The sequence below is a fragment of the Pseudomonas xanthosomatis genome (genome assembly GCF_019139835.1).
Taxonomy (GTDB): Bacteria; Pseudomonadota; Gammaproteobacteria; order Pseudomonadales; family Pseudomonadaceae; genus Aquipseudomonas; species Aquipseudomonas fakonensis.
In genome coordinates this window covers 2,107,501-2,121,335 of the sequence record NZ_CP077075.1, presented here as the reverse complement: position 1 = coordinate 2,121,335, position 13,835 = coordinate 2,107,501, and the positions used below count along the sequence as shown (strand labels likewise).

General features: G+C 60.2%; 7 protein-coding genes, 1 tRNA gene and 2 rRNA genes (1 of these 10 running past the window's edge). 1 reads left to right on the top strand and 9 read right to left on the bottom strand.

Features of this window, described 5'->3' with window-relative positions; translation table 11 throughout:
• The first annotated feature begins 38 nt into the window (after positions 1–38).
• Positions 39–2,384 (top strand): TonB-dependent siderophore receptor, encoded by a 2,346-nt coding sequence (locus tag KSS93_RS09480; RefSeq protein ID WP_217888054.1) that lies wholly within the window; start codon positions 39–41, stop codon positions 2,382–2,384.
• Positions 2,385–2,387: 3 nt separating this feature from the next.
• On the opposite strand, the gene KSS93_RS09475 is transcribed toward KSS93_RS09480, so the two are convergent.
• From KSS93_RS09475 to KSS93_RS09435, 9 genes are all read right to left on the bottom strand, one after another.
• The gene (locus KSS93_RS09475; RefSeq protein ID WP_217888053.1) at positions 2,388–2,942 is read right to left on the bottom strand and encodes a UPF0149 family protein; all 555 of its coding nucleotides are present in this window, start codon (positions 2,940–2,942) and stop codon (positions 2,388–2,390) included.
• A gap of 81 nt (positions 2,943–3,023) precedes the next feature.
• Entirely contained in the window at positions 3,024–4,013 is a 990-nt protein-coding gene (locus KSS93_RS09470) for an asparaginase (protein WP_217888052.1), read from the bottom strand.
• Complete coding sequence (locus tag KSS93_RS09465; RefSeq protein ID WP_225917359.1) at positions 4,010–5,095, bottom strand: hypothetical protein; 1,086 nt, start codon at positions 5,093–5,095, stop codon at positions 4,010–4,012. The genes KSS93_RS09470 and KSS93_RS09465 overlap by 4 nt, the downstream gene beginning before the upstream one ends.
• 75 nt (positions 5,096–5,170) lie before the next feature.
• Positions 5,171–6,064, bottom strand: a complete 894-nt coding sequence (locus tag KSS93_RS09460; RefSeq protein WP_217888050.1) for a nitrilase family protein — start codon at positions 6,062–6,064, stop codon at positions 5,171–5,173.
• A gap of 146 nt (positions 6,065–6,210) precedes the next feature.
• Positions 6,211–8,145: a flavin monoamine oxidase family protein gene (locus KSS93_RS09455; protein ID WP_217888049.1), complete on the bottom strand. Its 1,935-nt coding sequence runs from the start codon at positions 8,143–8,145 to the stop codon at positions 6,211–6,213.
• Between the two features lie 176 nt (positions 8,146–8,321).
• A complete protein-coding gene (locus KSS93_RS09450; RefSeq protein ID WP_217842151.1) occupies positions 8,322–9,965 on the bottom strand; it encodes an acetolactate synthase large subunit in 1,644 nt (547 codons plus the stop codon).
• 402 nt (positions 9,966–10,367) lie between these two features.
• A 5S ribosomal RNA gene (gene rrf, locus KSS93_RS09445) occupies positions 10,368–10,483 on the bottom strand.
• 144 nt (positions 10,484–10,627) lie between these two features.
• Positions 10,628–13,520 (bottom strand): 23S ribosomal RNA (locus KSS93_RS09440).
• Positions 13,521–13,765: 245 nt separating this feature from the next.
• A tRNA-Ala gene (locus tag KSS93_RS09435) sits at positions 13,766–13,835 on the bottom strand (it continues 6 nt past the right edge of the window).

Genomic DNA, 13,835 nt, shown 5'->3' with positions numbered 1-13,835 from the left:
TTCCTGAACCCACCTGTAACCGCTGTCAGGAAGCCCCCATGCGCAAACCCGCCCCGTTCCGCCTCGCCCTGCTCGCCAGCTTCATCACCGCGCCCCTGGCCTGGGCCGAGGACGACCGGCACTACAGCATCCCGGCCGGCCCGTTGAGCCAGGCGCTGGCCGAGTTCGCCGCCCAGGCCGGGGTCACCCTGCCGCTGGACCCGGGTATGGTCGGCGGCCTGCACAGCCCGGGTATGCAAGGCGATGTGGGCACGGCCCAGGGCTTTGAACTGCTGCTGCGCGGCACCACCCTGGAGGCCGTGCCGCAAGCCGGCAACACCTACACCTTGCGGCCGAAACCCAGCTCCCCTGCCCTGCACCTGGATTCGACCAACATCAATGGCCTGCACGACGTACGCCAGTCGGCCATCGGCCCGTTGTACGGCTACAAGGCCTCCCGCAGCAGCGTCGGCACCAAGACCGATGCGCCGCTGCGCGATATCCCGCAGTCGATCCAGGTGGTGCCGCGCCAGGTGCTGGAGGACCAGCAGGCCACCAGCATGGCCGACGCCCTGAGCAACGTCAGCAGCATCCAGCGCGGCAACACCCATGGCGGCAGTGTCGAGAGCTTTATCGTGCGGGGTTTCCAGGGCACCACCTACGCCATCGACGGGGTGCTGACCAACTCGCTGACGGTGCGCCCGGAAATCCTCACCGACCTTGCCGGCGTCGAACGCATCGAGGTGCTCAAGGGGCCGGCCTCGGTGCTGTACGGGCGCGGCAACCCGGGCGGTCTGATCAACGTGGTCACCCGCCGGCCGCCCCTGGTGCCGGAGGCGCAGGTGAAGCTGCAGGGCGGCTCGTTCGACATGCAACGCGGCCAGGCCTGGGTTGGCGGGCCGTTGTCGGCCGAGCACGGGTTGGCCGGCAGCCTGGCCATGGCTTACCAGACCGAGGGCAGCTACCGCGACCTGTATCGCGACAGCCACCGCCGCCACTTCGCCCCGTCGCTGTCGTGGCTGCCCAACGACAGCACGCGCCTGGACATGGGCCTCGAATACACCGAGACCGACGCCCAGTACGACCGCGGGCTGCAGGTGATCGGCGACCGTGTGGACTCACGGCACAAGGTGTTTCTGGAAGAGCCCTGGTCCCACAGCAGCAGCGACAAGACCGCGGCCTGGTTCAAGCTGGAGCACGACCTCAACGACTGGCTGACCCTGCGCCAGGTGACGCGCTGGGACCACTCCACCAAGAGCATGCTGAATGTCAGCCAGCGCACCTTGCAGGCCGATGGCCGCACCCTGATACGTCGGGCTACCGACTTCGACGAGGAGCAACGCTCGCTCAGCGCCCAGTTCGAGGCCATCGCGCGCTTTGCCACCGGTGGCTTGAACCATCAGTTGCTGGCCGGGGTGGAAACGGTCAAGGGCAAGCGCAGCGTGACCATGCTGCGGGCCAATCTGGCGCCACTGAACATCTGGAACCCGGTGCATGGCGCCCAGCCCGGGCCATTCGGCTTTGGCGAGGATTCGCGGTTCGACCAGGAAAGCTACGGCCTGTACCTGCAAGACCAGATCGACCTGAACGAGCAATGGAAACTGCTGATGGGTGTGCGTTGGGACCAGGTCTCGCAGCGCAACCGCAGCTACGATCGCAATGGCGTGCCCACCGATATCGACATCAACCCGTCCGATACCTCGCCCCGCGCCGGCCTGGTTTACCAGCCCACCGAGCGACTGGCGCTGTATGCAAGCTACAGCACCTCGTTCGCGCCGCAAAACAAGCTGACCCGCGATGGCAGCGTGCTCGACCCGGAGACCGGCACGCAGTACGAGGTGGGCGCCAAGTACGACATCATTCCCGAACGCTTGAGCGCGACCTTGTCGGCCTTCGAGATTCGCCGTGAAAACCTGGCCGCTACCGACCCGCTGGACAGCAGCTACTCGATCCAGACTGGCGAACAGCGGGTGCGCGGCGTGGAGCTGGATGTGAGCGGCGAGATCCAGGACGGCTGGAACCTAATCGGCAACATCGCCGTGCTGGACGCCAAGTTGGTGAAGGATACGCGCCTGGAGGAAGGCAACCGGCTGGAGGGCGTGCCGGTGGTCAGTGGCTCGCTGTGGTCGACCTACCAGTTGCAGGACGGTGCGTTGCAGGGCCTGGGCTTTGGTGCCGGGGTGTTCTTTGCCGGCAAGCGCTACGGCGACCTGGCCAACAGCTACAGCACCCCGGGCTACGGGCGGCTGGACATGAGTGTGTTCTACGACATCGACGAGCACGTGCGGGTGTCGCTGAACGCCCGCAACGTGCTGGACAAGGACTACATCGAAACCATCGCCAGTGCCGGCAACTATGCCGGGGAGCCGGCGTCGCTGGTGGCCACCATCAGCGCGGGGTTCTGACGGTCAGTGGGGTAGCTGGTTCTGGTAGCGGAACAGGCCACGGGCAGCCTCCACCACCAACGGCACGCAGGCCTGGTGCTCTTCGAGGCTCATGCTGTCGAGCAGTTCGAAGTTGTCTTCCAGGCCGTGCAGAGAGATGGCCTTGAGCAGACGGTCCTGTTCAGGCGGCAGCTCGTCCCACTCGGCGACCTGAGTGCCGCGCATGTAGCCGAAGCACCACTCCTCAAGAACGATCACCGGGCCATTTTCCCCTTCGCTTTCTTCGAACAGAGGCTCGAAGTGCTCAAGGTCCTCGCCAAGGCTTTCGGCGACCTGGTTGGCATAGCGCAGCATCAATGCAACGTAGGCTTCTTCGTGGGCGGGCTTCTTGAACTTCGGCACCTTGCCGCCGGCCACGGTGGGCAGCCACTGCTCCGGGGTGACGGTGTTGGGCGAGCTGGCCAGGGCGGTGAAGAAACCATCGAGCTCGGCCAGGTTGAGCACCGAGTAGTCGTTGCCGTAGGTGATCAACAGGTCTTCGAGGCGGTCGAGTTCTTTTTCGCTGAGCGCGGGGAGCATGGGCGGGGTGTCCTGGTGGAATATGGGTGCACCCTAGCACAGGCGCATGTAAAACGTGCCCGCAGATACGGGCACGGGGGCTTAGTGGTTCAGCCAGTCGTCCAGCTGAGGCAGGGCTGCGTTGCCCAGCAGCAGCCACAGCAGGATGCGGCACTTGCGCGGGCACAGCGGCCCGGCCATGTGCATGCCCTTGGTTTGCAGGTCGATTTCGCCACCTGCAAAGCCATAGGTGGCGCGGGCCGTGGCGCCGCTGCCGGTGCGCGAGGCCACGATGACCGGCATGTGTTCGGCAACCGCTGCCATCGCCTCGGCCCAGGCGGCTGATACATGGCCAGCGCCGAACCCCGCGACCACCAAGGCGCTGTAGCCTAGCCCGGGCAGTGCCTGCAGTAGCGCCGTGTCGGCATCGAGGCATGCTTCAAGCAGCGCGACGTGCTGGGCCCTGTGCTGCGGCACTGGCAGTACCCGGCGAGGTGCAGGGGCATGGTGATAGCGTGCCTGGCCTTCCACTACCTCAGCTGCCGGGCCGCTGCCGGGGGACTCGAACGCGCCCATGGCCAGGCTTGCGGTTTTGCGCACCTGCCTGGCGTGATGGACCTGGTCGTTGATCACCACCAGCACGCCACGCCCACGGCTGCTGCCTGCCAGCGCGACCTGCACCGCAGCCAGCAGGTTGGCCGGGCCATCGGCACCCGGGTGGCTGGCTGCGCGCATTGCGCCGGTGAGTACCAGCGGTGCGTCGTGGGGCCAGAGCAGGTCGAGAAAGTACGCGGCCTCCTCGAGGGTGTCGGTGCCCTGGGTCAGCACCACGCCCTGTGCGCCCTGCTGCACTTGCCGGGTGGCCCAGGCCAGTGCGTCCAGTAGTGCCTGAAAGCCGAGCGAGGGGCTTGGCAGCAGGCACAGGGTGGTGGTGTCGACCTGTGCCTGCGCTGCAAGCTGCGGCAATGTGGCCAGCAGGGCGTCGCTGCCAAGCTTCGGGGTGACGCCCTGCCCTGGCCCGCCGGCCTGCATGCTGACGGTGCCGCCCAGGCTGGCGATGGCGATGCGCGGCGGCGTGGTTTGCAGGCTCATGCTGCGGCTCCCGGAAGTAGCCCGACCACGGGCACGATCACCAGGGTGCCTATGGCCATGGCCAGGACATTGCCGATGTAGGGGTGCATATGGCCCGGCAGGCGCTGGCTGATAGCCACGGCCAAGGGTGGTGCAACCACTGCACCGAGCACGGCGCTGGCAACTATCACCTGCCAGCTGCCGCCCAATGTGAGCACCGCGGCCGGCACGATCGAGACGATGGGAATATAGGTGGGGTACCAACCCCGGGCCATCCATTGGCGGCGCCACAGCAGTACACCGATCAACGACGCCAGCGCCTGCCCCGCCACCAGATGCAGCACCAGTTGCGAGCCGTAGGCTGGGGCGCCTGGAGCCAACACATAAGCCAGCAGCACGCCCAGCAGCAGCCCGAGGCTGGCCAGCTCGTTGCCGAAGAACGGCGCTTCGCTGAAGTCTGCCAGTACCCGGCGCAGGGTCCAGGCCATGCCATAGTGCGGCTTGCTGGCAGTTGCTGGCGTGGCTGGCCGCAGGCCGTCGCGCACCAACGCCGGGTAGCGCCTGCACAGCAGGAAGGCTATTGCGCTACCCAATGCCATGCCACTGACGTTGCCTACGACCACCGGCAAGCCCAGCGGGTAGCACAGGTAGTTGACCATCAGCAGGCACGCGGGCGTCACCAATACGGCGCCTAGCAGCGCGCCGTTGATCGTCACCCGCCAACCACCACCGAACAACAGCACCATGGCCGCCGGCAACGATACGAAGGCGACGAAGGTCGGTTGCCAGGTGCCACTGGCGAGGGTCCAGCCCCACAATGCGTGGCTGAGCAGCAGGCCCAGCAGCGAGCTGGTGAACAGCCAAGGCCAAAGGCCTGTGCCGTAGCTGATGGCAAAACCTTGCCAGCGGTAGCCCTTTACCTGGGCCCAGTGAGCCAGGCTGGCACCCAGCAGCAAGCCCAATGCAGGCAGCTCGTGCTTGTAGAAGGCGACTTCGCTGATATCGCCGACGAACCAGCGCAACCGGCTCAGAGGCTGGTCCAGGGTTGCGGCAAGGTGGGCGTAGGCTGGCCATGATCCCACCGCCATGAAGACAAGCAGCATGGCCGCGATGCCGGTAATGATGAGCAGGGACGTGGATTGCCGCCGGGAGGTGAGGACCTGTTGCATGGGGCCTCCTCAGCGCGGCATCGGCGCATGCAGCCGATAGCCGAGGGTGGCGTCGTAGAGGTCGGTGCGCCGGTCGCGGGGCAGGTCGTTGAGGCTGTTCCAGATGGGCGCAGAGCGCGCGGCGCTAAGGTCGACGTCGGCGTAGAGGATGCACTCCTGCTCGGCGCTGGCCACTTCGCCGATGGGCCAGCCATTAGTGCCGGCGATCAGCGAGCAGCCCAGGAAACGCCCGCCGCGCTCGTGGCCGATGCGGTTGGCGGCGGCGATGTAGAGGTTGTTGACGTGAGCAGCGGTCATGGTGAGGTACGACGCCATGCAGCGTCCCGCTTCGTCGAACAGCGGCGGTGGCGTCCATACCCAGTTGTTCAGGCTGCAGATGATGTCGGCGCCCTGCGCGGCCATCAGGCGTGGCGCCTCGGGGAACCAGATGTCCCAGCAGATCAGCAGGCCGATGCGGCCGATGGGGGTTTCGAATACCGGGAATCCGAGGTTGCCGGGGGTGAACCAGAGCTTTTCCTGGTTCCACAGGTGTGCCTTGCGGTAGTGGCCAAGCAGGCCGTCGGGGCCGAAAAGTACGGCGCTGTCGTAGAGCTTGAGGCCCTCGCGCTCGGCGAAGCCTGCGACCAGGTATATCTGCAGCTCGCGGGCGAGCTCGGCCCAGGCTTGCAGGCTTGGGCCTTGATGCAGAACCTCGGCATGGGCGTAGGCTTCGGCGCGGGAGTTGAAGGTGTAGCCGGTGTTCGCCAGCTCCGGCAGTACGATCAGGTTGGCGCCTTCACGGGCGGCTTGGCGGACCAGGGCCAGGCTTTTGCAGAGGTTGCCATCGCAGTGTTCGAGGCCGACCTGCGGGTCGTACTGGATGACAGCGATGCGCACGGGGGTGGTGGCAGAGGGGTGCTGCATGGCGGCTTCCTTTGTGGTTGTTGTGGAAGGCCGCCAGTAGAACGGTTGATGCGTTAAATGGAACAGTCAGGAGGTTCCTGTGAAGCTGTACGAGAGTTCTCTAGCTCTCGAAAGAATCCTCCCACACAAATGTTTCTGAAATGGGCCTAGACCACCTGATAATGCGGATAGTGTTCAAGGGAGAAATCACCGTTGAACTGAGCGCCCGTAACAGCACAGAGGTTGATCACTGCATCGATGGCTGTGCGCAAGCACGGCTCGGTCCAGCCGGCATCGACAGAGAAGGACTCACCGGCCAGGTACAGCCCTGAAGCGCTCGCCAGATCTCGGTTGTATTTCATCAGGCTGATGGCCTGATAGTAGGTGCCGGCTCGGTACAATTTCGCACAGCCTAACGAATTCCGGTCTGTCATCCAGCGTTGTATACGGATGTTTCGCTTATCGATGTAGGGGGAGATTGGAACACCGATATTGCTGCATCGCATCAGAATGCGATCTAGCTCAGTCACACATTTGTCTACGAGCTCGCTGTCTGAAAATGCCGCGAGCTTGGTCGCATCGTCCTCCCAGGTGTAACTCAGCAAGATGCAGTCATAGGCATAGCGATCGTTGTAGCGATAGGCATAGACGTCATGAACGAAGCTGTCAGTGACCAGAATCTGAGGCAACTTCGGGCTGCTGTCGAGAAATCGCTTCTTCAGCGGAGCGTACACCTTGCAACTGGTCTCCCAGTGCGCGTGCTTCCAGGCGTCAATGATGGGTTGGGGGAGCATCTCTTTGCTGAAGCCTTCAAGACGCATGTTGGTTTCGATCAACCACGACGGCGTAGTCAGAATCACGCTGTCGAAAACCTCACTGCGCAATTGCTCCCGCTGCGCAATGCTGTGCTGCCAGCGGTAATCAACTTGAATGCTTCCGTCAGCCAGCTTGTGCAACGCGCATACTGAACTGTCGGTGAGTAGCCCATCTTCACGGGCGATACAGTGCTTATAGAGTGAGTTACCCGCCTCGTCCATCGGCATGAACAGCAGGCATTCGTCCATTGCAGCCAGCCCAAGATATGCGGGGGCCTGAAACTTCAACCCCTTGCTATCAAGCACACTGGTGCTTTCCAGATAGGGGGCTGCAAGTGGCACACCTTGCGAGTCCACCCGGCCGTGGACCAACTGCAGATGGCTACTGAACCCGAAGATCGCCGTGCGCAGTGGATAAAGGCAGCAGACGTCGTAGAACGCGCCCCAACTGCCGTCGCCTATCCCAATGGCGTAAAAGATCGAGGACTCATCGCTGTTCATCCCCAGCCCGCCGAAATCACCAGGGCTGGACTTACTCCATGTCTCGAGCATCGGCAAGTGCACCAACTCACGGAAGGACATTCGATGGTAGCGCTCTACAATGGCTGACCACATGCCCTCCCACTCACCTGTGCCGTAGACCAGGGCAACCTGCTCAGCGAAGCGCTCAGCAAAGCGCAGCCATTTTCCCTGAATCGACTGCAATATTTCTGACGGTGGAGGTGTGACACCTTTCGTGTTCTTCCAGATGAGCAACTGGGGCTCACCCTTCCCGTCCAGCAGGCCTTCACGCAGGTATATGCCAGTGGCGTTGACCCAAGGTGTGCCTGGATTGGGGAAGTCGGAAATGTGCAGGTCGAACAGCTCGGCGTAATGCGCCATGAGCGATCTGCCTGTTTTGGGTGGCTCACCAGTGCGATTGAAGAACGGCATGCGCATTGCCCCCATCTCGAATGGCGTCGAGGGCTGGGCATGGTTCGCTGGGTTGTTTACAACCGTGAGGTGCCGCCCGCCAACACGCTGCGATTGCTCGATCAGCGTGATGTGAGTGAAGCCACAACGCAGCAACTCACGCGCAGCGGTGAGGCCGGTGACACCAGCACCGACGATGCAAATCCGATGCTCCGGTTTTGTTGCTCGGGCAATGCCGCCTGGTTGCTCGACCAAGCGTCGATAATCAAAGCAAAGATCCGGAGGATTGGGAAAACGTGCAGCCCAAGGCTTGAGGGTAGAGATCGGCTCAATAGCCAAATCGGCGGGATGGTTGTGTGACGATCCGATTGTCATGATTCAGGCGCTTCATTCAATGAACAAGAGAGGCCTGAAAATGACAAAGCGAAATAGCTGGGAAGTGGTACTTAGTTGTTAGCCATAACATAAGCATCGCGGGGCAAGCCCGCCCCCACAGATGCTTTGATCTGCCTTGGGAGCGGGCTTGCCGCGCGATGTGCAGCACCTACGGTTTACACCGCCAGCGCGCGCTCACGCAACTCGCTGTTGAGGATGCGGTCGTTCTCGCTGTAGTCGACCGGGCAGTCGATCACGTGAACGCCCGGGGTCTTGATGCAGTGCTCGAGCAGCGGCAGGAAGGCTTCGGCGCTTTCGACGCGGTGGCCGTTGGCACCGTAGGCTTCGGCGTACTTGACGAAGTCCGGGTTGCCGTAGTCCAGGCCGAAATCGGTGAAGCCCATGTTGGCCTGCTTCCAGCGGATCATGCCGTAGCCGTCGTCACGCAGGATCACCACGGTGATGTGCATGCCAAGGCGTACTGCGGTTTCCAGTTCCTGGCTGTTCATCATGAAGCCGCCGTCGCCGCAGACCGAGATCACCGGGCGGTCCGGGTACACCAGGTGCGAGGCCATGGCCGATGGCAGGCCGGCACCCATGGTCGCCAGGGCGTTGTCCAGCAGCACGGTGTTGGGCTTGTGGGCCTTGTAGTTACGGGCGAACCAGATCTTGTAGATACCGTTGTCCAGGGCAACGATGCCTTCGGACGGCAGGGCGCGACGGATGTCGGCAACCATGCGCTGCGGGTAGACCGGGAAGCGGTTGTCGTCAGCACCTTCGACGATTTGTGCTTCGTTGGCTTCGCGGATGGCCATCAGGCGGGTGAAGTCCCAGTGACTGGTGTCGGTCAGGGCTTCGCTGATCTGCCAGACGGCGTTGGCGATGTCACCGATCACTTCTACCTGCGGGAAGTACACAGCGTCGACTTCGGCCGAACGGAAGCTCACGTGGATCACTTCGGTGCCGCCACGGACCATGAAGAACGGCGGCTTCTCGATCACGTCGTGGCCGATGTTGACGATCAGGTCGGCGGCCTCTACCGCGCGGTGCACGAAGTCACCGGACGACAGCGCGGCGTTACCCAGGAAGCGTGGGTGGCGCTCGTCCACTACACCTTTACCCATCTGGGTGGTGATGAACGGGATGCCGGTCTTGTCGATCAGTTGCTTGAGGACCTTGGCGGTCATCTTGCGGTTGGCGCCGGCACCGATTACCAGGATCGGGTTGCGAGCGTTCTTCAGCTTCTCGACAGCAGCTTCGATGGCCACGTGCTCGGCCAGCGGGCGACGGTGCAGGCTACGCGGGATCGGCAGGGCGTCGGTCTGCTCGGCGGCGATGTCTTCTGGCAGCTCCAGGTGCACGGCACCAGGCTTTTCTTCTTCGGCCAGGCGGAAGGCTTCACGCATGCGGGCCGGGATGTTGTCGGCCGAAGCGAATTGGTGGGTGTACTTGGTGATGGGGTCCATCATGCCGCACACATCGATGATCTGGAAGCGGCCCTGTTTGGACTTCTTGATCGGCTTCTGGCCGGTGATCATCATCATCGGCATGCCGCCGAGGTAGGCGTAGGCGCTGGCGGTAACCAGGTTGGTGGCACCAGGGCCGAGGGTCGACAGGCTGACACCGGTTTTGCCGGTCAGGCGGCCGTAGGTCGCGGCCATGAAGCCTGCGGATTGCTCGTGGCGGGTCAGTACCAGCTTGATCTTCGACTTGCGCAGGGACTCGAGCAGGTCGAGGTTTTCCTCACCAGGAATGCCGAACACATACTCGACACCTTCGTTTTCCAGGCATTGCACAACGACATCGGCGGCCTTGGCCATCTTGCTATCTACCTCAGTTGTATAGGACGGTGGAGGTCCATAAATGCGCAGCACGGTACGCTGGCATCGCTATGTCCGGGCGCGAGGATGCCCCGAACCTAAGTCTTGACGCAGGGTAGGTGCGGGTAAGTCACGTTAACCAACGGTAATAATTTGTCGCACCCTTGGGTGAGAGACGAGAGGTAGGGCTGGGGCAAAAGATATTTGCCTGGGGTGGGGTATCGAGACAGGTGGTGTACCTGTAGGAGCCGGCTTGCCGGCGACGGAGCTCCGGTTGGGCTGTGTATTGCCTGGGCGAGCCGCATCGCGGGGCAAGCCCGCTCCCACGCAGGGCTCTGGTTTTCCGCCGCACAAAGACAAAACCCCTACCTGCATGCGCAGATAGGGGTTTTGCGAAATGAATCTTGACGATGACCTACTCTCACATGGGGAAACCCCACACTACCATCGGCGATGCATCGTTTCACTGCTGAGTTCGGGATGGGATCAGGTGGTTCCAATGCTCTATGGTCGTCAAGAAATTCGGTAGCCAGTCCGTTCAGATGAACAGCCCAGCGAATTCGGATATGCGATATTTGTGGTTCTTGCTGACGTTGTGAACTTTCGGTTCTTTCGTCTTCACCACCACAATTCGGCTTACGCGCAAATTGCTTGGGTGTTATATGGTCAAGCCTCACGGGCAATTAGTATTGGTTAGCTCAACGCCTCACAGCGCTTACACACCCAACCTATCAACGTCGTAGTCTTCGACGGCCCTTCAGGGGATTCAAGATCCCAGTGAGATCTCATCTTGAGGCAAGTTTCCCGCTTAGATGCTTTCAGCGGTTATCTCTTCCGAACATAGCTACCCGGCAATGCCACTGGCGTGACAACCGGAACACCAGAGGTTCGTCCACTCCGGTCCTCTCGTACTAGGAGCAGCCCCTCTCAAATCTCAAACGTCCACGGCAGATAGGGACCGAACTGTCTCACGACGTTCTAAACCCAGCTCGCGTACCACTTTAAATGGCGAACAGCCATACCCTTGGGACCGGCTTCAGCCCCAGGATGTGATGAGCCGACATCGAGGTGCCAAACACCGCCGTCGATATGAACTCTTGGGCGGTATCAGCCTGTTATCCCCGGAGTACCTTTTATCCGTTGAGCGATGGCCCTTCCATACAGAACCACCGGATCACTAAGACCTACTTTCGTACCTGCTCGACGTGTGTGTCTCGCAGTCAAGCGCGCTTTTGCCTTTATACTCTACGACCGATTTCCGACCGGTCTGAGCGCACCTTCGTACTCCTCCGTTACTCTTTGGGAGGAGACCGCCCCAGTCAAACTACCCACCATACACTGTCCTCGATCCGGATAACGGACCTGAGTTAGAACCTCAAGGTTGCCAGGGTGGTATTTCAAGGATGGCTCCATGAGAACTGGCGTCCCCACTTCAAAGCCTCCCACCTATCCTACACAAGCAAGCTCAAAGTCCAGTGCAAAGCTATAGTAAAGGTTCACGGGGTCTTTCCGTCTAGCCGCGGATACACTGCATCTTCACAGCGATTTCAATTTCACTGAGTCTCGGGTGGAGACAGCGCCGCCATCGTTACGCCATTCGTGCAGGTCGGAACTTACCCGACAAGGAATTTCGCTACCTTAGGACCGTTATAGTTACGGCCGCCGTTTACCGGGGCTTCGATCAAGAGCTTCGCTTGCGCTAACCCCATCAATTAACCTTCCGGCACCGGGCAGGCGTCACACCCTATACGTCCACTTTCGTGTTTGCAGAGTGCTGTGTTTTTAATAAACAGTCGCAGCGGCCTGGTATCTTCGACCGGCATGGGCTTACGGAGCAAGTCCTTAACCCTCGCCGGCGCACCTTCTCCCGAAGTTACGGTGCCATTTTGCCTAGTTCCTTCACCCGAGTTCTCTCAAGCGCCTTGGTATTCTCTACCTAACCACCTGTGTCGGTTTGGGGTACGGTTCCTAGTTATCTGAAGCTTAGGAGCTTTTCTTGGAAGCATGGCATCAACCACTTCGCGCTCTAATGAGCACTCGTCATCAGCTCTCGGCCTTGAAATCCCGGATTTGCCTAAGATTTCAGCCTACCACCTTAAACTTGGACAACCAACGCCAAGCTGGCCTAGCCTTCTCCGTCCCTCCATCGCAATAACTAGAAGTACAGGAATATTAACCTGTTTTCCATCGACTACGCTTTTCAGCCTCGCCTTAGGGACCGACTAACCCTGCGTCGATTAACGTTGCGCAGGAAACCTTGGTCTTTCGGCGTGCGAGTTTTTCACTCGCATTGTCGTTACTCATGTCAGCATTCGCACTTCTGATACCTCCAGCAAGCTTCTCAACTCACCTTCACAGGCTTACAGAACGCTCCTCTACCGCATCACCAAAGGTGATACCCGTAGCTTCGGTGCATGGTTTGAGCCCCGTTACATCTTCCGCGCAGGCCGACTCGACTAGTGAGCTATTACGCTTTCTTTAAAGGGTGGCTGCTTCTAAGCCAACCTCCTAGCTGTCTAAGCCTTCCCACATCGTTTCCCACTTAACCATGACTTTGGGACCTTAGCTGACGGTCTGGGTTGTTTCCCTTTTCACGACGGACGTTAGCACCCGCCGTGTGTCTCCCATGCTCGGCACTTGTAGGTATTCGGAGTTTGCATCGGTTTGGTAAGTCGGGATGACCCCCTAGCCGAAACAGTGCTCTACCCCCTACAGTGATACATGAGGCGCTACCTAAATAGCTTTCGAGGAGAACCAGCTATCTCCGAGCTTGATTAGCCTTTCACTCCGATCCACAGGTCATCCGCTAACTTTTCAACGGTAGTCGGTTCGGTCCTCCAGTCAGTGTTACCTAACCTTCAACCTGCCCATGGATAGATCGCCCGGTTTCGGGTCTATACCCAGCGACTAAAGCGCCCTATTAAGACTCGCTTTCGCTACGCCTCCCCTATTCGGTTAAGCTCGCCACTGAATATAAGTCGCTGACCCATTATACAAAAGGTACGCAGTCACCTAACAAAGTAGGCTCCCACTGCTTGTACGCATACGGTTTCAGGTTCTATTTCACTCCCCTCTCCGGGGTTCTTTTCGCCTTTCCCTCACGGTACTGGTTCACTATCGGTCAGTCAGTAGTATTTAGCCTTGGAGGATGGTCCCCCCATGTTCAGACAAAGTTTCTCGTGCTCCGTCCTACTCGATTTCACTGGCAAGAGATTTTCGTGTACGGGGCTATCACCCACTATGGCCGCACTTTCCAGAGCGTTCCACTAATCTCAAACCAGCTTAAGGGCTGGTCCCCGTTCGCTCGCCACTACTAAGGGAATCTCGGTTGATTTCTTTTCCTCAGGGTACTTAGATGTTTCAGTTCCCCTGGTTCGCCTCTTGCACCTATGTATTCAGTACAAGATACTCAGCTTGTGCTGAGTGGGTTCCCCCATTCAGAGATCTCTGGATCACAGTCTGTTTGCCGACTCCCCAAAGCTTATCGCAGGCTACCACGTCTTTCATCGCCTCTGACTGCCAAGGCATCCACCGTATGCGCTTCTTCACTTGACCATATAACCCCAAGCAATCTGGTTATACTGTGAAGACGACATTCGCCGAAAATTCGTACGTCGCTCTTTCGAGCAGAACTCACAAATTTTACCTTAGCCTGAATAACCAGCAGTGAAACTGGCATTCAGTCTATTTCTATCACATATCCGAATTTTTAAAGAACGATCTGACAAAAGTCAGAAATCAACATTCACACCGGAATGTTCATTTCTAAGTTCTGAACAGTGCTGCGAAACCTGAAAGAGTGGTGGAGCCAAGCGGGATCGAACCGCTGACCTCCTGCGTGCAAGGCAGGCGCTCTCCCAGCTGAGCTAT

What these genes read in the sequence shown, in the direction of transcription:
- KSS93_RS09480 (WP_217888054.1), top strand. Translation starts at nt 39, where the DNA reads ATGCGCAAACCCGCCCCGTTCCGCCTCGCCCTGCTCGCCAGCTTCATC.
- KSS93_RS09475 (WP_217888053.1), bottom strand. Translation starts at nt 2,942, where the DNA reads ATGCTCCCCGCGCTCAGCGAAAAAGAACTCGACCGCCTCGAAGACCTG.
- KSS93_RS09470 (WP_217888052.1), bottom strand. Translation starts at nt 4,013, where the DNA reads ATGAGCCTGCAAACCACGCCGCCGCGCATCGCCATCGCCAGCCTGGGC.
- KSS93_RS09465 (WP_225917359.1), bottom strand. Translation starts at nt 5,095, where the DNA reads ATGCTGCTTGTCTTCATGGCGGTGGGATCATGGCCAGCCTACGCCCAC.
- KSS93_RS09460 (WP_217888050.1), bottom strand. Translation starts at nt 6,064, where the DNA reads ATGCAGCACCCCTCTGCCACCACCCCCGTGCGCATCGCTGTCATCCAG.
- KSS93_RS09455 (WP_217888049.1), bottom strand. Translation starts at nt 8,145, where the DNA reads ATGACAATCGGATCGTCACACAACCATCCCGCCGATTTGGCTATTGAG.
- KSS93_RS09450 (WP_217842151.1), bottom strand. Translation starts at nt 9,965, where the DNA reads ATGGCCAAGGCCGCCGATGTCGTTGTGCAATGCCTGGAAAACGAAGGT.